Source organism: Paenibacillus sp. J31R34, assembly GCF_059383715.1.
Genome location: NZ_JBXENU010000008.1, coordinates 112449 through 134671, shown reverse-complemented (window position 1 = coordinate 134671; position 22223 = coordinate 112449). Strand labels below are relative to the sequence as shown.

The following is a 22223-nucleotide window of genomic DNA, read 5'->3' as shown; positions in this document are numbered from 1 at the left end:
CACAGCGAAAAAGCCGAATGCACGTAAGAGAGGATGCTATACACATGCAGCGAAAAATAAACCTGCTACTATTGTTGTTTAGCTTAATAGGGGGATTCATCGGCTACGCCATCGGAGAACTGATGCTGGCGCAGTGGACGGGCGATATGCCGCGTTCGGTTCTCATGGGCTTGTATTTTGGCGTACTCGCATTATTTATCGGGCTCGGCTGCTTTGTTGCAGAGCTGGTCAATCCGCATTTGAACGGCTCCTCCTGGCGCCAGCGCTACACGGGGCTTTCGTGGAAGCTGTTCGTGCCGGCGACGCTTGTGCTGCTATTCGTAGCGGGCTGGGGACTGCAATTTTTTTACGGCCTCAATATTGGCGGCTTAAAGCAGGTGAAGGACATAGTCCTCGTCATCGACAACTCCGGCAGCATGGCGGAGACGGACCCGGACAATCAGCGTTATGTGGCAGCGAAGCAGCTTATTGACCAGATGGACAATGACAAACGCGTCGCGATTGTGGGCTTCAGCGATTTGGCGGAGCAGGTGCTGCCGTTTACGAGTGTAGACTCGGCTGCCAATAAGGCAGCGGTCAACGCGGCGATTGATTCGTTTGTCCCGACGGATGGCGGAACGAATTTCAGCGTCGCGCTGGAGGAATCGTTAAAGACGATTGAGGCGAAGGCGGAGAGCAAGCGTGGAACGATGGTGATTTTGCTGTCGGATGGCTTCAGCGAATCCGATGTGGCTCCGCAGCTTGCGCTCTATAAGGAGCAGCAGATTGCGATTAATTCCGTCGGCCTCAGCCTCGTGGATTCGAGAGGAGCGGACCTGCTGCGCAACATCGCCGAGTCGACAGGCGGCGCTTATTACGATGTGCAGAAGGCAACAGAGGTATCTACGGCCTTCCAGACGATCTATGATACGATCGATGATCGTACGCTCGTAACCGAGCGCACGGGACCGATGGCCGATGCAACGTTTTACAAAATCGTTCGCGTCATCTCGATGCTGCTGATCGGCGGTGTGCTGGGCGTGGCGATCGGACTGTTCTTCGACAATCGCTATTTGGCACGCAGCTTTGGCATTGGCGGCGCAGTTGGCGGCTTGCTGGCGGGCCTCGTGCTGGAAGCGTGGCTGTCAGGCCATGTTCTCAGTGATTCGTTCACTCGCTTTATGGCGATTGCGCTGCTTGCGATTATGATTTCCTTATTCACCTTGATCGTGCCAATAAGGGAGAATAGCCGTCCGGTGAACGACAGGCGCCGCGGGGCTCCGGTTCCAAGAGAGCGCGGAACATCTGGCGGCGAAGGAAGATCGAAGGACAGCCGCAACCATGGATTTTAGAAATATGCTAAGTTTAAAAGCGTGTTGAAAAAGGCGTAGCGGAATAAAAAGCTTGTGCTGGAGAAGCGGTAGCGTTCGCTTAAAGCTTTCCGAAGGAAAGCAGCATCGTAAGCATAAGCTTTTACCCTTGGATTTTCACATTTAGAAACCTATTCAAAGAAATTCAAGGGTAATGGCGATCGGAAGCCAAGCTTTTTATGCAGCATAGCCTCTTTTTCGACACACTCTTAGAAGTCAGCTAGGGGGCGATTGACAGATGCGATTTGTGGAAGCAGAGGGCGATTCGCCGCGAATCAAAGGCTTGACTCATACGCTGAGTGGCGACCGCTGCACGCTGCAATGGCTATGGCCGAGCGGCGTCGAGGCGGTTTATATCGGCAAGGCGGAGGCTGAGCAGGCGGCATTCAGAGGAACGCCGGACCTTGCATCATTAAAGCTCTATACAAGGGCTGAATACAAGTCAAACAACGGCTATCATATACGGCTGGAGGGCATCGGGCGCTACCGCTTTACCGTCTACATTTATGAAGAGGGAGCGGAGGATGGCAAAGTCATCTGGCTGCAGAGCGATGGCCTGAGCGAGCTGGATGTGAGCGCCGGCAGAGCGAAGATCCGCTATTCCGTCAAGCAGAAGACCGGATTTCTTCAGCGCTATAAGACGGTGTCTATTCAGGTGACGGCAGAGGTGCCGATTGCCAAGGATGTATTATGTTATGTGAAAAAGGCAGGGGGCTATCCAGCGAGCAAGGACGATGGCATGATGTATCCATTTGCCGCTGCTTTCGCCTCCGGGCGGAATGTGCTGCCGCCAATCGAGGTCGGCAAGCAGGACTTCGTCCGTGTATTTTTCACCGATGGCCCGCGTTTCGCACAGCTGTACGAACTGGTGCCGGAATGACAGCAGGAAGGGGAGATAAGGCATGGGCTTTTTTGATTTTTTGAAAAGAAAACCGCAAGCAGAGCTGCTTCAAGGCTCTTATGATATTGTATGCCCATTTTGCTTCAGCAAGTTTTCGCCGGAAGATGTCGTATTTCGTGCCACACACAGCCGCGAGGACGATGAGGATTATGCGCTGGGCGAGGATGAGCAGCTGAATCGGTACAGAGAGCGTTTCGGCCTCGATTCGGTACATGATATTGAGGCGGTTATTCATCCCGAGGATGTGCCGGAGGAGAAGCATCTGTATGCAGGCGAGGTGCTGATTGGCTTGAACGACCGATACGGCGAGCTGACGCGCAGAAGGCTGTGTCCGAAATGCCATAACGAGCTGCCGGTGACATCGGGCAAGGTGCCGAGCAATATTATTTCGATTATCGGCGCTTCCCAGGTCGGCAAATCGGTGTATATGACAGCGCTCATACATACGCTGCAAAATACGACAGCCGATCATTTCAACGCGGCGTGCATGCCGCTTACGGCGGAGATCAGCCGCAAGTTCCGCACGAACTATGAGGAACCGCTGTTTGGGCGCGGCGATCTGCTGGCTTCCACGCAGAAGGAAAAAATGCAGGAGCCGTTTATTTTTCAATTCGTCTTCCGTGACGAGTCGAAGCCGCCGCTGACGCTTGTATTTTTTGATGTGGCGGGCGAGGGCATGGTCGAGGAGGATTATTTGGGGCTGCATGGGCAGCACATTAAAAACTCCTCCGGCATTTTGTTCATGGTCGATCCGCTGCAAATCCGCTCCATCCGCGAGAAGCTTCGCATTAACCACGGCGACAAGCCGGGCGAGTGGGCTCCGCAATATGATGAGCCAAGGGATGTCGTGCTGACGATGTTCAAGGATTTTATCGCCTACCAGGACAACAGCAAGACGGATATTCCAACCGCCGTCGTCTTGACGAAGAGCGATATGCTGCATGCGCTTAAGGACGATGAAGGCGAATATATTAAGTCGAACAGCAACATTTTTCACAATATGGTGCATCGCAATTATTTCAATTTAACCGAATTTGAAAATATAGATGGCGAAATGCGGCGCTTTATTGAGAAGGTCGACCGCCCGTTTAAAGGGACGATGGACGTTTACTTTAAGGATACGGCCTATTATGCGGTATCGGCGCTCGGCAGCAATCCAGTCAATCAGAAGATGGAGACGGTCGTCAGCCCGATCCGCGTTGATGAGCCCTTTATATGGCTGCTGTATAAGCTGGGTTATATAGAGGGGAGAAGAGAATAGTGAAGCATTCTACCTCTATGATTGGCCAGCAGCTGTATACGCGGGAGCGGCGCGGCATTTTTCGCTCGACGGAAGGTTATGACACGGTAGCCAAGTCCGAAGGGCTGGATCAGCAGTTTGTGAAAAAGCAGCTGCATCCGCTTTGCGTCTATGATGCTCCAGCTGAGCTGGCCGCAAGCGGCGAGAAGGATGGCGCCGCTTATCCGGAAACAGCGTATGTGCTGAGGCTGGAGGGCGGCGAGGCGGTTGTCGGCCGCAGCGTCTATCAAGCCGTTGACTTTACGGGGCTGCGCAGCGCCTTCTTCACGCACAACTACGTCATTCCTGCCGCGATTGCAGATGCTGACCTGGAAAGCTATAAAGCTTTCCTCGGCGCTGCCTTCGTAGACAGCTACGATATTGAGCAGGGCATGGAGCTGCCCGATTTGGCGGCGCTGCCGCAAGCGGCGGGCGGAGCATGGACGGCCCGCGAGGCCGGGGCCGCTAGCTCTGCGGCTGGCGGAGCAGGGCTTGCGGGCTTTGGCGGTGGACAGCGGGCGGCGCTCGCTGCGCTGAACATAAGCGAGCAGCGCTTTAAGCAGCTGCTGCTTGCCGTAATGGCATCGGTTGGCGGACGCAAGAAGGTATATGTGGCGCTGGATGTGCCTATTGGGCGGCTGCCGGAACAAGCAAAAGCGCTGCTGGCGGTGCTTTATGCGAGCTTGCCTTATGCATTCCGCAAGCAGCTTGGCTTCATGACGTTTGCCAAGGAGCCGCAAAGCCGCAAAGGGATTCATCTCACCTTCGTCGAGAAGGGCAGCCTGCGGGCGGGCGACCGCAATGTGGATAAGGACTACACCTTTGATTTTGTTAACGATCGATTCCTGAATGTGGATTTGGATAAGGGAGAGCATCCTTATTTGGATTTTGCTTGGAGCGTCTTGGACGAGCCGGACCGCGCCGAGCGTTTTTATCAGTTTGCTGAGGAAATGCTCAGCGGCATGGGGCAGGAGCGGCTAATGTCGCTTGGCTCTTACCATGAGCTAAGCGTCCTGTTCCAAGTCGAGGAAGGCAGCGATGAGCTGTATGAAACGCATAAAAGCGCCGTCCTGCGCGGAATGCTGGAGTATTTGCAGCCGGCAGGAGCGCTTGCGCAGCGCATACGGATGAATGATTTGATTTTGTCCCGCTTCGATTATGAGTTTGATGCTGTTCGTGACGGGCGTGTGCCCGAGCCGTTCATTGCGGAGAGCTTTAAGGATTATTACCACATCGACAGCAAATATAATGGTGGCAAAATCGTCGATTTCTTCATCCGTTCCTTGCTTGCTGCACAGCAGCAGGGGCAAGCGGAAGCGATGGCTGCCTACTATGGAACCTTGGAATCCGATCCGCTGCTGCTGAAGGACTTTGTCAGCAAAATGCTCGCGAACGGCCCCTTGCTGGAACGGCTGCTGCTCCCGTTTTTGGACGGCAAGCTGCGGGATGCAAGATCGGCTAAGGATATTATTATTTTCATGGGCAAATGGGGCAAGGAATTTCCCGCCATTCTCGATAATGATGTGGTGCACAAGCTCGTCAGGCAGCAGCTTAAGGATAAGCTGATGGATGAGGCGCAGCCTGTGCAGGTGTTCCAGCAAGTGCATGAGCAGCTGGATAAGCTTAGCGCTACCGCTTTCGACAGCGACGAGGGCCGCGTGAAGACGAACCATTTGACGGCAGGAATTGGCGTCCGGCTGTTTGAGCTGGAGCTCGTCGCTTACCGGACGCTGCTGACGGAGCTTGATTTGGACCGGCTGTCGCAGCGCGAGCTGCTCAAGGGTAGCTTTCTGGAGAGAGCGGATCGGCTGGAGCAGTGGAACGCTCAATTGACTGATCCTCGGCAAAGGTCGACGGCGCTTATTATTAAAGCGGCCTACGACTGGTTCTTCAGACCGCTGCCGAAGGCGAGCCTGTTCGCAAAGCTGTCTCCGGTCGAAATCGACCGCGTCCAGCAGCTTGGACGGCGCTGGATGCTGACGGTCGATTCGGAAATGAAAGCCGAGCGGTTCGAGCAGCTTGTGCTTGCCTTCTATCGCAGCTCAGACATGGAGACGATTGATTATGCAGGGCTGCTGGATACGCTGCGCAAGAGCGCAGGGGAAAAAGAGCTCATTTATCAATTTTTTGCATGGTCGGAGCGCCATGAGGATTTTATGCGGCCGCGAGGCTTCGTGCCTGCGTATGCAACCGCCATTACGAATTATTTCAGGCAGCATGACCGCGATGCCTTCAAGAGCCGTGCGAATCGGAATGAATATTTCTCCAAGGCAGGACCGAGGCTGCAGGCTGTCTACAAGCAGGTTAGAGGGGAGCTGTCTTCGCCTCTGGCGAAGATGTTTCGGCAAAATCGTAAACCGTTCCTCTTCTCCATAGTTATAGCTTTCGCCATACTAATGGTAGGCATAGGTGGCTTGCTTGCGCTTGGTGGCGGAGACGAGCCTGAGGAAGGGGCCAATCTTCCTGGCGCTACGGGTAGCCCTGGCCTGACTACTCCAGGAGCAGCGATTCCCGATACACTCGTATATGCGGCGAAGCAGGAAGGTGTTGACGGCAAACAAACGACAACACTCGTATTCCGGTTCACGGATGCTGCCATATGCAGCGCCTTCTCCCCAGAGACGGTGGCTGTTGTCGCAGCAGATAGAGAAACAAAGGAATATAGCGGCCTAACGTTCATTCCTAGCTGTTCGGCAGCCCCTGCGGAAACCCCCGCTGGGTCAGGAACGGATGAAAGCGGAGCTTCTGCCAGCCCGGGCGATAGTGCATCGCCTACTCCTACAGCAACTAGCGATGCAGCGGCAGGCAATACAGGCAATGTAGAAAATGCAGCCGCTGGTACCGCAGATGACGGATCAGCTAGTCCCGGTATCGCCTCCTCATCGCCGGATGCAAGTGCAGGAGCGGATGACGATGCAGCCTCCACCGGCGGAAGCAGTGCAAACCCAGGTGGAACAGGCACCAGCGACCCAGGTTCTGCTGGCAGCACAGCACAGCCGAATCCGAGCGATTATCCGAACCGCGTCGTTGTCGATTTAGGCGAGGATGTGGAGCTGCTTCCAGCAAGCAAATTGAAGGTAGGAAGCGTTGAATATACGCTGTCCGGGCCTTTTGAGGATGCAGGCCTGACCGATACAGGTGCTGCCATAAGCACTAGCGAACCGACACCATCAACCAACACAACGAATTAAGCATGCAGGAAGCAGCCCTCTGTCGGTTTTATTGGCAGGGGGCTGCTTCCTATGCAACTGAAAGCCATGTTTTTTCCTAAAGTTCACGCTAGATCATGCCAAGCGTAGCATTCTGAATTATAATAAAGGACAGGATAATTTTACATAAAAGCAAAAGATTTAAAACGATAAATTAGACAGAGATATTGCCGGCTGCCGTTGCTCGCATAGCCAGTCATTCGGCAAGCCTTGAGAGGGGAAAAACAATTGAAGCTCAAGCATGTCATGGCTGTTCTGACGGCGCTTGCTTTGCTATGTCTATATCGGGGGACGTTTTCACAGGCTGAATTTTATTTCCAAGACCATGTGATGCAGCGGGAAAGCCCGGTTGATACACAAATCGTCATCGTCGCTGTCGATGATCAAAGCTTGGAGGAGCTCGGCACCTGGCCGTGGAGCCGCAGCGCACATGCGCAGCTGGTGGATACGCTGAGCGAGGGCAAGCCGGAGGTCATTGCCTTTGATGTCACCTTTGCGACGAGCTCGGATGAGGAGGCGGACAGCGAGTTTGTCGATGCGGTTGCGAGAGCAGGCAATGTCGTGCTGCCTGTCTACGGGACCTTCGCCGAGTCGGCGCGTTTAGGCGCGATTGAAGCGGAGGAGCTTTCCGAGCCGTTCGAGGGCCTTAAGGAAGCGGCCGCAGCGACTGGCCACATCAACACGATTACCGATTCAGATCGGGTCGTGCGCAAGGCGCTGTATTCTTTTAATAAAGAGGGCGTGCAGATCGACAGCTTTACATGGGAGATTTACAAGCTGTATATGCAGCGTTTAGGCAAGCAGGCCGAAACGTCCAAGCTGTCGCTCGATGGCTTTCAGCGTTTCCCGATCGCCTATACGAGCAGTCCCAATCAGTATGAGGCGATTTCTTATTCGGACGTGCTGAGCGGCGATGTTCCGGCGGACTATTTTACCAATAAAATCGTCTTGATCGGTCCTTATGCTGTCGGCTTTAACGATCATTATTTGACGCCAATGAACGATAAGCAAGCGATGAACGGCGTTGAAATTCATGCAAATATTCTCCAACAGCTGATGGAGCAGGATTTTAAGCGGGAGCTGGATTGGAAATGGAACGCGCTCGTGCTGCTCGCGGCTGTGGTGCTGGCCTATTATTTGTTCCGCAAGCTGAATATGCTGCTGTCCTTTCTGTCGGTTGCGGTGCTTATCGCCGTATTTATCGCAGGTGGACGTTATTTATATGGGCAGGGCATTTTGCTGTCGCTGGGTTATGTGGTGCCGCTGCTGGGAGCCAGCTGTCTAGCGGTCGTCATTTTCAACTATGTAAGCGAGCTGGCGGAACGGCGGCGGGTGACGGATATTTTTGGCCGGTATGTGGCACCGCAGGTCGTCAACCAGATATTGAAAAATGGCGAGGATGGCTTGAAGCTGGGCGGAAGCAGGCGCGTTCTGACGGTACTGTTCGTCGATATTCGCGGGTTTACGCCGCTGTCGGAGAAGGCTGAGCCGGAAGAGATTGTCGAAATTTTGAATGAGTATTTGGATTTGACCGCCAGCTGCATCTTTGAGCAGGAGGGGACGCTCGACAAGTTTATTGGCGATGCGACGATGGCGATCTTCAACGCGCCGCTGCTGCTGGACGATCATCCGATGAAAGCGGTGCGCGCCGCGTGGGCGATGAAGCAGGGGTCAGTGGAGCTGGAGAAGAAGCTTATCGAGCGCTTTGGCTTTGGGGTGAAATTCGGCATCGGCATCCATACGGGGCCTGCGGTTTTCGGCAACATCGGCTCCAAAACGCGGATGGACTACACGGCAATTGGCGATACGGTCAATACGGCTGCCAGACTGGAAAGCCATACAAAGCCGGGACAAATTGTGCTGAGCGAGTCGACGTATGAGGCGGTCAAGGATCGCATTTTGGCGGAATCGCTTGGAGAAATAAAGGTCAAGGGCAAGGAGCAGGGCATTCACATTTATGAATTGGAGGGATTAAAATGAGAAGCTTCAAATGGCTGCTTGTATGGATGCTTGTGTGTTATGCAGCACTGCCTGCAGTGGCATGGGCGAAGGATACCGATAAAGTCGGCAAGCTGACGTCTGTTTCGGGCAAAGCCGAGGTGAAGAAGGGCGGCGGCACAAAAAGCTTCAATGCGTTTAAGGGCATGGCCATTACGCAGGGGGATACGATTAAGACGGGAAGCAATGGCAAAGTAAGCATGGACCTCGACAGCGACAAGGAAGTGACGATTGGAGTGAACACGACGCTGCTCATCAGTGAGCTGGTCAAAAGCGCCAGCGCGATTGGCGGGAAGACGAAGCTGACGCTCCAGAACGGTTCAGTCATTATTCAGGTGAAGAAGAAGCTCACCGGCGATTCCCGCTTTGAAATCGAGACGCCGACAGCGACAATGGGCGTTATGGGCACTAAATTCGCTGTTTCGTATGAGCAGGACAACAGCTATGTCGGCGTGCTTGAAGGTGTCGTAAGCGTCACCGGAGAGGATGGCGAGCGAATCGCGGCGCTTTTGGCGAATGAGCAGATCGAGCTGAATCAAGCAGGCGAAGGCGCGAAAGGGCCGCTTATGCTGGGCGATCTGCCGCTCGTTGCGCTGGAGAAGCTGCTGGAGGAGCTGGAGCAGGCTGCTGACACGGAAGCGAATGTGGCGCTCAAGCAGCAAATACGCGAGCTCGTGAAGCAAAAACAGGCGGAGCTGGAGAAGGCGGCAGAAGCGGCAGGGCAGCCTTACAGCAAACCGACTATTGTATATGGTCAGCCCGCTTCTAGTGTGCCAGCGAGCAGTGGAGGAAACAGTGGTTCTGGTTCGGGCGGAAGCACGCCGACACCAGCCGTGACGCCAACACCAGAAGCCACACCAACGCCTACTGCTACGGCAACACCAGATGTGACGCCAACATCAGTGCCGACGGAAACCCCGACACCGACACCAGTCGTGTATGAAGGGGCGCCAGAGGCGGATACGTCTGCCTTTTACAGCAATCTATATCATTATTTCATAAATAGCACGACGATCGTTATTCCTTTCACGACGCTGCTTGCCTTCAATGAGCAGGAGGATGATCCGAATCGGACGCTTTTGGATGGCGTAATATTTGCAATCAATGATCCGGAGTTTTTCTGGGAAGCCCGGAGTGCAACGATAGACGGCAAAAATTTGGTTATCCAATTAGCCAATGAGCTTCCGCTCAATTCCAGACTGTATATATCTGTACGTGGCGATTATTTGAAAAACGCTCAAACAGGTGAAGTACAGGCGGACTTTACCGAGCTTGGCCGGGATGGCAATGATATTGATTTTAAGCCAGCGCTTAGCCAAACGGACCTTCGTTATGTACAGAACTTGAGCGAAACGACTGAATTGGACGATATATTCGTCTATCATCTCGGCTATAGCAATGCCACTATGACAATGACTTTGGCAAATGCAGAAGGCCCGGTAGCTTTTGATTCCGAGGTGGCGTATTCCACTCAAATGAGCGGGGAAAATCATTTCACCTTCACCTTTAATAATCAATGGCTCGAAACTTTGGATGCAGCAGCGCATTATACGTTGTCGGTTAAGCTGGATTTGGAAGGCGCAGAGGTTGCAAATTTGACCATGAACATTGTGGTGGAGGATTCTCGCGACCTGCCTTATTTTGACGAGGAGGCCTTCAATAGCGATCGAGATCTTTATATTAAAAATGACCATACGTTTGTGCTGCCTTTCACAACAGCGATTATATACAATGAGCAGGCTTTTCCTAATCAGGGACTCGCACAGCAAGTAGAGTTCTGGCTCTATGACGAGCAAGGAGATCGAAGCAGGAGGCTGCCGCTCGAATATGTCGAAATATCAGGCAAGGAGCTGTCGATCTATTTGGCTGAAGCTGTCCCTAGAGGCACGGGGATTTTAGTAACGATTGCCGGAAACAGCTTGAAAAATCCGGAAAAGGACAAAGTTCAGCCGGATATGCTGAAAACGCCTGAGCGCACTTTCTTTACCGTATCGTGGAGTCCGGGATATGTAAAGCATATCAAAGATAGCAGCATGCCGAATCCCCCTGTTACTCGAATCAATACGATGGGTGATGACTTAGGGGAGGTGCGAATTTATGGTGGATCGGAGATCGGATCGAGAATCGTGGATGCAGCGGATTATACGATTGAACAAGAGCCGGGCAGAGGTCCGACGATTACGCTAACAGAAGCCTTTTATAATCGTTTGGATGTGGGAAGCCATTTCGTTGAAGTCCTTATTATGCAAAATGGGCAAGAAGTCAGCTCGGCGCTCATTGAAATTTTGATTATGCCGGCACGAATATTGGGCTAAAGGGAGTGGAAATCCAATGAACAAAAAAGGAATGCTGCTAGCAGTCGGCGCGCTGCTGGTCACGTCGCTGCTGCCGCAAGGAGGCATAGCCGCGGCCGCTGGGGCAGCCACGGGCGCAACAGCAGGAGCTGGAACAGCTATGGAATGGTCAGTCGCGGAGGAGACAGCTGCCGCTGTAACCTATGAGCTGCAAGGCTTGAAGCAGCCATGGGGCTTGACGGCAGCAGCGAGCGGGGACGAGCTGCTTGTCGTGAGTTCGGGCGGCCATAACATCGGCCGCTGGAACGGTGCTGCGGGTAAAATCAGTGCTGCCGCAGGCAGCGGAGCAGCGGGGTATGTGGATGGGGAAGCGGCGGTAGCTGCATTCCGCACGCCTTCTTTTGCTGCTACGGATGCGAAGGGCAATGTGTACATTAGCGATACAGACAACCATGCTATTCGCAAATTTGCGGGTGGCAAGCTGACGACGCTGGCGGGAAACGGCGAAGCTGGCTACATGGATGGCGAGCAGAGCAAGGCGCGTTTTAACTCGCCAACGGGTATTGCGGTTGATGCTGAGGGCAGCGTTTATGTGGCCGATACGCTTAATCATGTTATTCGCCGGATTACGCCTGAAGGTGTCGTATCGACATTTGCTGGACAGGCGCCTTCAGGAGAAACAGGTGATTATGTAGATGGGACGGCAGCGCAGGCGCGGTTTAATGAGCCTACAGGGCTTGCTTTTGACGAAGCGGGGCGCCTTTTTGTCGCAGATAGTGGAAACCATGTCATTAGGGTAATAGATAAAGGAGAGGTCGCGACGCTTGCAGGGCAAAAGACAGCAGTCGATCCTTTGACCGGCTATCGGATGGGAGGCTATCAAAACGGAGCTGCTGCTGATGCACGCTTCAATCGCCCGCGTGGGCTTGCTTATAAGGGTGGCGTCCTGTTCGTGGCGGACAGCCTTAATCACCGGATTCGCGCTGTGACGGCGAACGGCCGGGTGATAACACTGGCTGGAAACAATATGGCTGGCGACCAGATCGGCACAGCTGAGCAGACGCAGTTCAATCAGCCTTCGGGGCTGTTTTACCGCTCAGGAAAGCTGTATATTTCCGATCCGCCGAATGGCAATGTGAAGAAGCTAGCGGTTAATCCGGCTCAATTGCAGCCTGTGCGAAGTGCAGAGGATTTATTGTCTGGCATTGATTTGTTGCCTGCGGGAGCAGCTGTACAGCTGTGGCTGGACGGCAAGCAGCTGACGAGCGGTCCTGCACCTTACACGCGTGAGAATAAGGTGTATCTCCCGGTGCGAAGCGTATTTTCAGCATGGGGCGCTGAGCTGAATTGGCATGCCGCATCGAAAACCGCCAAGCTGCATAAAGGCGATTGGTCACTGAGCCTTAAGCCGGATTCCAAGGGCAAAGTTGTCATAACGAGAGGCGTGCTTTATATCGAGGCCAGCCACTTGGAGAGCTTAACTTCATTCCTTGCCGTCTATGACACCGAATATCGCGCTGCTGTCCTAGACAGCGGGCAATAATAGGACGTTTTTTATTTGGGAAGTTAAGCGTCGTATGATATGATTATAAGAAATGTGAAGCTACTTTTGGAGGGAACACTCATTACTAACGTCGTCCTTAATGATGCTATGACCATGCTGCAGCAAACAAGCCGGACTTTCTATATTCCTATCAGCCGTCTCGAGCCCGGCTTGAAGGAAGCTGTAGCAGCTGCATATCTGTGTATGCGGGCTATTGATGAAATAGAGGATCATAACGACATCTCAGACCAATTGAAAGTCAAGCTGCTCGTCGGAATGGAAGAAGCTTTCCAGTCTCCTGACGTGACAGCCGCCACACAGAAGCTATTGTCCCCTTATGACGATGTATTGCCAGCTGTATCGATGCGGGTAAATGAATGGGCGGAGCTGTGTCCGTCGACTGTTGCCCGCACCATCTATCGCTATATCGCGATGATGTCGAAGCAAATGGCAGAATGGGTGGAGAAAGGCTGGCATATCCATACGGAGGAGGATCTCGACCGTTATACATACAGCGTAGCTGGAATGGTAGGCGAGATGCTGTCGGAAATCTGGTTATGGTTTGATGGAACGAAGTCGGATACGGTGAAGGCGGTCGCTTTTGGCCGTGGGCTGCAAGCTGTCAATATTCTTCGCAACCGCGATGAGGATTTGGAACGTGGCGTGGACTTCTACCCGGATGGCTGGGGGCCTAAGGAAATGCTGGCGTATACGCGCCGCAATCTGAAGGTTGCGGATGCTTATATCGCGGATTTGAAGAAGGGTCCTGCGCTCAGCTTCTGTAAAATCCCGCTCACGCTGGCTCATGCTACTGTGAACCTTATTGCCGCAGGCGGCAATAAGCTCACTCGCGATGCGGTGCTTAAGCTGGTTAACCGATTGAACTAGCTGCCGATTGGACAGGCGGGCGCTCATAACCCGCAGGGATAACGACTTTGCTCGTAAAGCCGCTATCCCTGCGGGTTATTTGTTATGTTTGCATACACTCTGTATGCGTTCTATACCGTTTACTTTCTACTTTATTGCGCTTAAAGCGTCTGATTAATCACAATCGACAGCTTATAATTGGCATGCTCGTTCAGGTCAGTGAGAAACTGGTCGAGCGCGGCATTGGATGGAAAGCGGCATTCCATCATGTAGCAGGTTTCCCCGCTCGTTTTGTAATGATGGAGGATGACCGTTTGCTGCTGTACAAACGCCAAATAAGGCCCATGATAAATCCCGCGTATGTAAACGTGGATGAAAGCATGGACCGCAAGTCCAGCCTTCTCCTGATTGAAACGAATCGTATATCCCTCGATAAATCCCTCTTCCTCCAGGCGGCTGACACGATTTGCAGCGGCCTGACCGGTCAAATGAACGAGCTGGCCAAGCTCCTTCATCGAGATACGGCCATTTTTCGACAGCTCTTCAATAATGCGTTTATCCGTATGATCCAGCATAAGCGACAACCTCTTTCAAAAATCAAGTATTTGGTGCAATTTAAATGATTGCTGCTATGTTCATGCCATTTCTTAGATAGTAACCTATTAAAGAGCAACAATAAAGGAGGAGCAGCATATGCAAATTACCCAAGTCCGCAATGCAACATTGAAAATAAAATACGGTAGCCTGAGCTTTTTGATCGATCCTTTTTTTGCGTCAAAGGGAACTTATCCGCCGATCCCCAATACAGCTAACCAAGAGCAGTCTAATCCGACGGTCGAGCTGCCTTTTCCAGCGGAGCAGCTGCTCCCTGTAGATGCGGTCATTGTCACACATTTGCATATTGATCATTTTGATCAGGCGGCGATTGAGCTGCTGCCGAAGGATATGCTGATTTTTGCCCAAAATGAGCAGGATGCGGCAGCCATTCGTGAAAAAGGCTTTGAGCAGGTACAGCTGTTTACGCCATCGGGGCAGCTTGGAGAAGTGAGTCTCAGCCGAACCTATGGACGGCACGGAACAGGGGAAATCGGCGAGCAAATGGGCGAGGTGTCGGGGATAGTTTTTCAGCATGCGCAGGAGCAGACGCTTTATGTGGCGGGCGATACGATTTGGTGTGAGGAGACGGGGGCGGCGATCGATAGCTATGAGCCGTCGGTCATCGTCGTAAATGGAGGCGCGGCCCGCTTTTTGCAAGGTGAGCCTATTCTTATGACGAAGGAAGATATTTATGCCACGCATCTTGCGGCGCCGCAGGCGGTCATCCTCTCCTCCCATATGGAGGCGGTCAATCATTGCATGCTGTCTAGAGCTGATTTGCGGGAATATGCAGCCAGCAAAGGGCTCAGCGGCGTAATCCTTGCGCCAGAGGACGGCGAGACGATTACGAGATAATCATAGGGTTCATGAAGTTGAAAAAATCTCCAGCCTCGCTTTAACAGCGACCGGCTGGAGATTTTTTTAGTTGTTCTTATTGATTGTTAGCTGTTTAGTACGGTTGTGCAGTCTGCACGCTCTACGTAAATAGTACAAGCAGCAGCGTAATTAGCGCAGGCAGCCCCTGCATTACCAGGATGGAGCGTTTAGTAGTAAGACCGCCGTACAAAGCAGCAACGAGCACGCAAATGAGGAAAAACAGCTGGATTTGATAGCCGAAATCGGCATTCGGATGCACAAGACCCCAAATCAGGCCGGCGGCCAGAAATCCGTTATACAACCCTTGATTGGCGGCAAGAGACTTGGTTTGCTGGGCAAACTCAAGCGTAGTGTTGAATGTTTTGCGCGTCCGAGGTTTCGTCCACAGGAACATTTCCATAACCAATATGTACAAATGCTCGGCAGCCACAAGGCCGACGAATATTGCAGCTAACATAATAAACCCTCCTGAATAAATTCAAATATTGGAAAAAAACATCCCTACCCATCTTACTCCTAACCTCCCCTATAATCAAGCGCAGACTATGATTTTACGCTATCTTCGCATGACTGGATTTGACAGTCCTGTGAGCAGGTGATACGTTGGGTATACGATAGCATAAGGTCAGATGGACGAGGCAGGTAGGACACAGATGGATCATACTTATGAAATCATTCAGACGGATCATGAGCTTCCGCTGCATATATTTTTTCATAACGTCAGATATGTTCCAAATCATTGGCATGATAGCATGGAGCTGCTGTTTGTGCTGAAGGGAAAGGCGATTATTGCTGTACAAGGCAAGCCATTCGTGCTTAATGAAGAGGATATTATCCTTATCAATAGCAATGATATTCACACGATTCAATCGGAGCAGGAAAATCTGCTGCTGGCGCTGCAAATTCCCGATTCCTTTCTGCGCGAGCAGGGGGTAGACACGGAGCAGACCGCCTTTGAGTGCAATTCCTGCTTGCATGCGCAAGGCGATCAGCAGAAGTTCATTGAGGTTCGCACGCTGCTGTCCACCATTATGTGGAACTTTAATAAAGCTGGATATGGCTATGAAATTAAAGTCCGCTCCCTGCTGCTGGAGCTGATTTATTTGCTGCTGCGCAAATTCAGAAGCACGCAGGAAACGCGGGAATATCCCATTAATCGCCGCACGATGGCGAGGCTTCTTCATTTGAATGAATACATTCAGGAGCATTACAATCGTCCGCTGACTCTTAATGAGCTTGCTGAGCGCGAAAATTTTTCAGTCTCCTATTTATCCAGCTTTTTTCAGAAAAGCATGGGTGTAACCTTCCGTACCTATATTACGAGCATTCGGCTGGAGCATGCGGTCAAAGCGATGCTGACGACACAGGAGCCGATCATCAAAATCGCGCTGGACAGCGGTTTTCCCAATTTAAAAGCTTTTCACAAGGCGTTCAAAGCGGTTTACCAGATGACGCCCACGGAATATCGCGGCCATCGCGGGCAGCCTTCCCCGGAGGCGGAATTGTCCGAGCCTTCCAGCGACAATTACTTGGCTTTTGACCGGGAAAATGCCTACACCAGCTTGTTTAAATATTTGCCAACGGAAGCGAATGCTGGAACGATCGTCGCTGCTGATCAAGGCTCCATCTGCCGGTCCATACAAATCCGCGCCTCTGGCAGCGGTCGGACGCTCAAGCACACTTGGCGCAACCTATGTACAATTGGCAAGGCAAAGGAAGCGTTGTTTGCTCCCGTTCAGCAGCATTTGCGGATGGTGCAGCAGTCCATTGGCTTTCAATACATTCGCTTCCACGGCATCTTCGATGACGAAATGATGGTGGCGCGGCTGGGGCCAGACGGCAAGCCCGTATTCAGCTTTGGCTATGTGGATCAGGTGGTTGATTTTTTCAGGAGCATCGGGCTTCGTCCCTTCTTCGAGCTTGGTTTTATGCCGGGCGATTTTGCAGACCAGACAAAGTTTTTCTTCCATAAAAAAAGTTATATGAGCATGCCTAAGGAGATGGGGCATTGGACCGCGCTGCTGGAAGCCTTCATGCAGCATCTCTTAAATCGTTATGGCAGCGCAGAGGTGGGCAGCTGGCGTTTTGAGTTTTGGAATGAGCCGGATGGCGGGTTGTTCTGGCCGGGATCCTTCAACCAATTTCTGGAGCTGTATGAAGCGAGCTTTAAGGCGATTAAACAGGTGTTTCCGCAGGCGCAAATCGGTGGTCCCTGCGTGCAGGGCGATACGCTCGTATATCGGGGCCGCTGGATGGAACGGTATTTGGCCTATTGTACCGAGAGGGAATGCTTGCCAGATTTTCTGACGATCCATATGTATCCGTTCGAGTATAGGATTGAAGAAGCCGAGGATAATGGTGAAGTCCAGATGAGCGATTTCAGCTACGCGGGGGAAGATTATGTTGCCGAGATGCTCGGCAAGGTGAAGCGCAAGCTGCTGGAGCTTGGCTGGTCAGGCTCCGAGCTGCATGTGACGGAATGGAATGCCACTCCCCATCATCGGGAATTGACGAATGATACTTGCTTCAAAGCAGCATACATTGCCAAAAACATCGTGGAAACGTTCGACGAGATAAGCAGTCTAGGCTATTGGACGGTAACGGATTTACTGGAGGAGCTGCCGCTGCCGCAGGAGACCTTCCATGGCGGACTCGGGATGATAACAAATAATGGACTCAAAAAAGCGGCCTTCTATGCCTACGAGCTGCTTGCCAAGCTGGGCAGCAAGCTGCTGGACCGCGGCGACGGCTATTGCCTGACGATGTCGAAGGATGGCACGTATCAGCTGCTGCTGTTTCATTACGCTCATTTTGACCAGATGTATCTTAAAAATGACGTTTCAGGCATTCAGCCGCATAATCGATATGCGGTATTTAATCATAACGACCAGTTGGAGCTGACCATACAGCTTGAGGGATTAGAGCCGGGGGCTTACCGCATTCACCGGCATACCATTAACCGGGACTCGGGCAGCTCTTATGATGAATGGCTGCGGATGGGAGCGCCCGCAGGGCTGATGCAACCCGATATTGACTATTTGAACCAGTGCAGTGTGCCGAAGCAGTATATGTGTACCGAGATGGCAGGGGATGCTTTGACGCTGAAATTTCTTCTTGCCCCTCATGAGGTGAGGCTGCTGGAGCTCAAGCGAGAAGGGAAGCCAACCTAAGGATACGATAAGAAGGGACAGCTGGAAACAGAGCTGTCCCTTCTTTTATTCAAATGCCTCGCTACCGATTGCAAAATTGGTGGTGGGGCATTTTTTTTATAGCAGATCGATACTTTCTTTCGGTAAAATTTCTACATGTTTACATTTTATTATTTTATTTACCAATTTGTTATATGGAAGCATCACCCAGATGATCTATAATGCAAGTGTTCGGCTATGAAGCGTATATGTCAGCCGGGCTATGCTGAATCGAGAGGGGCACCTCGGGAGGCCCCCCAGATCGCTAGGCACTTCTCGTTATCGTTCCCTCTCGTTCAGTCATTCGGATAATGTATGCGCTTTCTCTCGGAGTTAACCAATCGAAATGAGGAGGAGATCGTTTCATGTTGTACACAGGAAGGTACACCAGAAAACTCGCAGCTATCGTACTTGTATTTTCATTACTCGCCGCAACAGCGTTTGCTGGGCCGGTAGTCACTTATGCAGAGGAAGAGCCCACAATTATTTTCACTTCAGATTTTGAGGATGCTACCTTGCAGGGTTGGAAGCCTCGGATCGGCGGGGAGCTGCTGACGGTTTCAAACCAAACGGCAAATGATAGCACTTATAGTATGCTGGTTGAGCAGCGGGAGCGTTCTTATTATGGGCCGAAGCTTGAGCTCGTCAATGTGCTTGAACGCAATGAGGAATATGAATTTAAAGCATATGTTCGCTTAAAAGAGGAGCCGACGGAGAACAAGACGCTGCAAATGACTGCTTATAAAAATGCGGGTGCGGAGAGCTGGAATGCACTCGATTCGGTAGTTATTGAGAGAGCAGATTGGCAGCAGTGGCATGAACTAAAGGGACAGTTCCAATACAGCGATAATCCGACAGAGCTGAACCTGTTTATTGAGACGCCGTATATATCGGAGGAAACGGTTGATACACTGTCTTTTTATGTCGATAATTTTACGATTAAGAGAGCTTCGCCGCTTGTCATAGAAGAGCAAATTCCTGCGCTGAAGGAACATTTCACAGATGATTTTCCAATCGGCGCAGCGGTCTATACTTGGCAGATGGAGGGCGTCTATGGTGAACTGCTCAAAAAGCATTTCAGCAGCTTGACGGCAACCTATGAAATGAAGCCGAAATTTATTGCGCCAGCTGAAGGCCAATATGTGTTTGATGCAGCGGATCGCTACGTCCAGTTCGCAGAGGACAATAATATGCAGATACGGGGGCATGCGCTTCTGTGGCATATTGACGCTGCAGAATGGATGCTGAAGGATAGTGCGGGGCAGCCAGCAAGCAGGGAGCTGCTGCTTGGCCGCATTCAAAGCTATATTGAAACGGTAATGACACGCTATAAGGGTAAGGTTGATGCCTGGGACGTTGTTAACGAAGCGATAGCTGACAACAGCGGCGATGAGAACGGCATGCGGATCAGTCCATTTTACACACTAATTGGTCCTGATTACGTCGAGAAGGCGTTTGAGTTTGCACGTGCGGCCGATCCTGATGCCAAGCTGTACTATAACGAATATTTTACAGAGGTTCCAGAAAAACGAGCGCATATGTACCAGCTTGTAAAAGGGTTGAAGGAGAAAGGGCTGATCGACGGTGTAGGCCTGCAATCTCACTATGGTCTATACTCGCCGCCAATCGATGAAATTGAGAAAACGCTCAATATGTTTATTGACCTGGGACTAGATATTCAAATTACTGAGCTTGATGTTGATAGCGTCATTCCATTTGGTCAGACGATGCCCTATGATATAGCGGTCAAGCAGGCACATCGCTATAAGGAGCTGTTTGAGCTTTATAAAGAGTACAAGACGCACATTTCTTCCGTGACGCTTTGGGGTCTTCAGGATGAGAAGTCCTATAACAATCAAGCGATGCTGTTTGATGCCAAGCTGCAAGCGAAGCAAGCCTATTGGGGGCTGATTGATCCGTCGCTGCTGCCTGTGGAGACGAATCGTGTTGTTTCACTCGCAGGAACACCGGCAGCTGGTGCTGTGCTGGCTAAAGAGTGGAGTCATGCGGTTGTGAGTAAGCTGAAAGGGAGACATTCGCTGTCTAGCACGTTCCGTACGTTCTGGGATGAAGACTACCTGCATGTTTTGGTGGACGTAAACGACGTGACTTTTAATACAAATGATAAAGTTGAGCTGTTTATTGATGAAAATAATGCTAAATCCAGCGAATATGAGCAAGATGACCGCCATATTACGCTCAAACGATCCGGGCAAGCGCCCAATGGAATCACCTCCATGACGAGAGAAATTCCCGGAGGCTACACTATGGAAGCATCTATTCCATGGGAAAGTGTCCAAGGGTCATTGGGTGCTGATGTTGGATTTGATATTCGGATAACGGATAAAGATTCAGCTGATGGGGAGCAAATGATTTATTGGAATGACAGTACGCTTAGCCAGCAGGATGATCCGAGCAAGTTCGGTATCATTCAACTGGACGGCATGCCGAAAATCGCAGAGTCGGTTAAAGGTGAAGCGCAAATTGACGGAATTATGGAGACAGCTTGGAGCCAAGCAGCACCGTTCCAGCTGGACATTTTGAATCAACCTGGAGGGGCGACTGGAACTGCACGCTCAATGTGGTGGAATGACAGCCTATATTTGTTTATTGAGGTGGAAGACCCTATTGTATTGACTAACGGGCTGAACCCTTGGGATCAGGACTCGGTAGAAATTTTTATAGATGAAAACCATCAGCGGACGCCTTTTTATCAATATGATGATGTACAGTTCCGTGTGAATGCCGATAATGTAGCAACGTTTGGCGGAGGGGCTGCGCCATCGCGGCTGGAAAGCGCGGTAACCCGCACGGATAATGGCTATAACGTTGAGCTGAAGATCAAATTAAACAGCCTTCAGCCCATTCCTGGATCCGTAATGGGCCTTGATTTGCAAGTGAATGACGATAAAGGAACTGGACAAAACAGCAATGCAAAATGGAATGATCCGACGAATGAAACGTGGAGAAATACCTCGAAATTTGGCATTTTAACGTTTGTATGGCCTGAATGAAATATTAATAATTTGTTATAAGAGCCACTCTTTTATCATATAGGCGCAACCCTTTTGTCCTTATACTGAGTACAGACGTTAATTTACATCGTTTGTAGTACGGAATTTGAACAGAAGGGGAGCGCAATTATGAAGCATTCAAGTACCCAGGTAGTGGAAAAAACAGCAAGCGTACTATCGCTTCCAGGCTCAGGCAAGAGTGGGAAGTGGAGAAGGACAATTGTGCTGGATTTGCTGCTGCTGCCGGCGGTCATTTTAACATTAGTTTTTGCCTATATTCCGATGAGCGGTCTTGTTATTGCTTTTCAGGACTTTAAGCCATGGCTGGGCTTCGCCAAATCATCGTGGATTGGCCTTGAGCATTTCGAATACCTGTTTAGCACAAAAGAGAATATGCAGGTTATCTGGAATACGCTCATTATTGCCGGAATGAAGGTTGTTGGCGGGCTGATTGCCCCGCTCGTATTTGCTCTTCTATTAAATGAAGTGCGAAAATCGGCATTTAAACGGACCGTGCAAACCTTCGTCTACTTGCCGCATTTTCTCTCATGGGTTATTTTGGGCGGCATTCTGATCGACATGCTTTCGACTAAGGGGCTGATCAATCAGTTTTTAGTAGCAGTGTTTCACATCGAGCCGATTTTCTTTCTTGGTGAAGGCAGTTGGTTCCGCGTCGTGGTTGTTGTTAGTGATATTTGGAAGGAATTTGGATTTGGCGCCATTATTTTTCTAGCCTCGCTTGCCGGTATCAATCCTTCGCTGTATGAAGCGGCGGAAGTAGATGGCGCGAATAGATGGCAGCAAACATGGTCGATTACGCTGCCATCGCTTATTCCGATTATGATCGTAGTAGGAACGCTGTCACTAGGCAACATTTTGAACGCGGGCTTCGATCAAATTTTCAACCTGTATAATGCATTGGTATTTGATAAAGGCGATATTATTGATACCTTCGTGTATCGCGTCGGAATTGTGGATGGCAAGTTCGGATTCTCCGCTGCGGTTGGACTGTTTAAATCAGTCGTTGGCTTCGTACTGATCGTCGCAGCTTATCGCGCTGCATACAAATTCGCCAATTACCGCATTTTTTAGAGAGGAGGAGCTGAAC

Annotated in this window: 14 protein-coding genes; 12 read left to right on the top strand and 2 right to left on the bottom strand. The window is 51.2% G+C overall.

The features are described 5' to 3' along the window. Positions 1-44 precede the first annotated feature (44 nt). The 8 genes from AC50YG_RS21880 (at position 45) to AC50YG_RS21845 (ending at position 13461) form a co-directional block, all read left to right on the top strand. Positions 45-1331, top strand: a complete 1287-nt coding sequence (locus AC50YG_RS21880; RefSeq protein WP_494829561.1) for a vWA domain-containing protein — start codon at positions 45-47, stop codon at positions 1329-1331. Between the two features lie 256 nt (positions 1332-1587). Next, entirely contained in the window at positions 1588-2229 is a 642-nt protein-coding gene (locus AC50YG_RS21875) for a beta-mannanase (RefSeq protein WP_473756912.1), read from the top strand. Positions 2230-2251: 22 nt separating this feature from the next. Continuing rightward, complete coding sequence (locus AC50YG_RS21870) at positions 2252-3511, top strand: TRAFAC clade GTPase domain-containing protein (protein ID WP_494829559.1); 1260 nt, start codon at positions 2252-2254, stop codon at positions 3509-3511. Next, the gene (locus tag AC50YG_RS21865; RefSeq protein ID WP_494829557.1) at positions 3511-6720 is read left to right on the top strand and encodes a GAP1-N2 domain-containing protein; all 3210 of its coding nucleotides are present in this window, start codon (positions 3511-3513) and stop codon (positions 6718-6720) included. Before AC50YG_RS21870 ends, AC50YG_RS21865 begins: the two co-directional genes overlap by 1 nt. Positions 6721-6966: 246 nt before the next feature. Continuing rightward, entirely contained in the window at positions 6967-8718 is a 1752-nt protein-coding gene (locus tag AC50YG_RS21860; protein WP_494829555.1) for a CHASE2 domain-containing protein, read from the top strand. Continuing rightward, on the top strand, positions 8715-11051 hold the full coding sequence (locus tag AC50YG_RS21855; protein ID WP_494829553.1) for a FecR family protein: 2337 nt from the start codon (positions 8715-8717) through the stop codon (positions 11049-11051). The genes AC50YG_RS21860 and AC50YG_RS21855 overlap by 4 nt, the downstream gene beginning before the upstream one ends. Before the next feature lie 16 nt (positions 11052-11067). After that, entirely contained in the window at positions 11068-12573 is a 1506-nt protein-coding gene (locus AC50YG_RS21850) for an NHL domain-containing protein (protein ID WP_494829551.1), read from the top strand. A gap of 108 nt (positions 12574-12681) precedes the next feature. Beyond that, positions 12682-13461 (top strand): squalene/phytoene synthase family protein, encoded by a 780-nt coding sequence (locus AC50YG_RS21845; protein ID WP_473757074.1) that lies wholly within the window; start codon positions 12682-12684, stop codon positions 13459-13461. 140 nt (positions 13462-13601) lie between these two features. On the opposite strand, the gene AC50YG_RS21840 is transcribed toward AC50YG_RS21845, so the two are convergent. Beyond that, on the bottom strand, positions 13602-14015 hold the full coding sequence (locus tag AC50YG_RS21840) for an Lrp/AsnC family transcriptional regulator (RefSeq protein ID WP_494829549.1): 414 nt from the start codon (positions 14013-14015) through the stop codon (positions 13602-13604). Positions 14016-14133: 118 nt separating this feature from the next. Here AC50YG_RS21840 and AC50YG_RS21835 point away from each other — a divergent pair, with 118 nt between their 5' ends. After that, on the top strand, positions 14134-14892 hold the full coding sequence (locus AC50YG_RS21835; RefSeq protein ID WP_494829547.1) for an MBL fold metallo-hydrolase: 759 nt from the start codon (positions 14134-14136) through the stop codon (positions 14890-14892). A 121-nt stretch (positions 14893-15013) separates the two neighbouring features. Here the strand turns inward: AC50YG_RS21835 and AC50YG_RS21830 are convergent, their stop codons facing one another. Beyond that, on the bottom strand, positions 15014-15370 hold the full coding sequence (locus AC50YG_RS21830; RefSeq protein ID WP_473756904.1) for a DUF1304 domain-containing protein: 357 nt from the start codon (positions 15368-15370) through the stop codon (positions 15014-15016). A 196-nt stretch (positions 15371-15566) separates the two neighbouring features. Between AC50YG_RS21830 and AC50YG_RS21825 the strand changes: the two genes are divergently transcribed. The 3 genes from AC50YG_RS21825 to AC50YG_RS21815 all read left to right on the top strand — a co-directional run bounded on the left by AC50YG_RS21825 (position 15567) and on the right by AC50YG_RS21815 (position 22207). Further along, positions 15567-18083 carry a GH39 family glycosyl hydrolase gene (locus AC50YG_RS21825; protein WP_494829544.1) on the top strand — a complete coding sequence of 839 codons (2517 nt, stop codon included), beginning with the start codon at positions 15567-15569 and terminating at the stop codon, positions 18081-18083. Between the two features lie 383 nt (positions 18084-18466). Beyond that, positions 18467-21115: an endo-1,4-beta-xylanase gene (locus tag AC50YG_RS21820; protein WP_494829542.1), complete on the top strand. Its 2649-nt coding sequence runs from the start codon at positions 18467-18469 to the stop codon at positions 21113-21115. 129 nt (positions 21116-21244) lie between these two features. Further along, positions 21245-22207 carry an ABC transporter permease gene (locus AC50YG_RS21815; protein WP_494829540.1) on the top strand — a complete coding sequence of 321 codons (963 nt, stop codon included), beginning with the start codon at positions 21245-21247 and terminating at the stop codon, positions 22205-22207. Positions 22208-22223: the final 16 nt, after the last annotated feature.

What these genes read in the sequence shown, in the direction of transcription:
- AC50YG_RS21845 (WP_473757074.1), top strand. Translation starts at nt 12,682, where the DNA reads ATGACCATGCTGCAGCAAACAAGCCGGACTTTCTATATTCCTATCAGC.
- AC50YG_RS21855 (WP_494829553.1), top strand. Translation starts at nt 8,715, where the DNA reads ATGAGAAGCTTCAAATGGCTGCTTGTATGGATGCTTGTGTGTTATGCA.
- AC50YG_RS21880 (WP_494829561.1), top strand. Translation starts at nt 45, where the DNA reads ATGCAGCGAAAAATAAACCTGCTACTATTGTTGTTTAGCTTAATAGGG.
- AC50YG_RS21840 (WP_494829549.1), bottom strand. Translation starts at nt 14,015, where the DNA reads ATGCTGGATCATACGGATAAACGCATTATTGAAGAGCTGTCGAAAAAT.
- AC50YG_RS21825 (WP_494829544.1), top strand. Translation starts at nt 15,567, where the DNA reads ATGGATCATACTTATGAAATCATTCAGACGGATCATGAGCTTCCGCTG.
- AC50YG_RS21830 (WP_473756904.1), bottom strand. Translation starts at nt 15,370, where the DNA reads ATGTTAGCTGCAATATTCGTCGGCCTTGTGGCTGCCGAGCATTTGTAC.
- AC50YG_RS21850 (WP_494829551.1), top strand. Translation starts at nt 11,068, where the DNA reads ATGAACAAAAAAGGAATGCTGCTAGCAGTCGGCGCGCTGCTGGTCACG.
- AC50YG_RS21835 (WP_494829547.1), top strand. Translation starts at nt 14,134, where the DNA reads ATGCAAATTACCCAAGTCCGCAATGCAACATTGAAAATAAAATACGGT.
- AC50YG_RS21820 (WP_494829542.1), top strand. Translation starts at nt 18,467, where the DNA reads ATGTTGTACACAGGAAGGTACACCAGAAAACTCGCAGCTATCGTACTT.
- AC50YG_RS21870 (WP_494829559.1), top strand. Translation starts at nt 2,252, where the DNA reads ATGGGCTTTTTTGATTTTTTGAAAAGAAAACCGCAAGCAGAGCTGCTT.
- AC50YG_RS21815 (WP_494829540.1), top strand. Translation starts at nt 21,245, where the DNA reads ATGAAGCATTCAAGTACCCAGGTAGTGGAAAAAACAGCAAGCGTACTA.
- AC50YG_RS21875 (WP_473756912.1), top strand. Translation starts at nt 1,588, where the DNA reads ATGCGATTTGTGGAAGCAGAGGGCGATTCGCCGCGAATCAAAGGCTTG.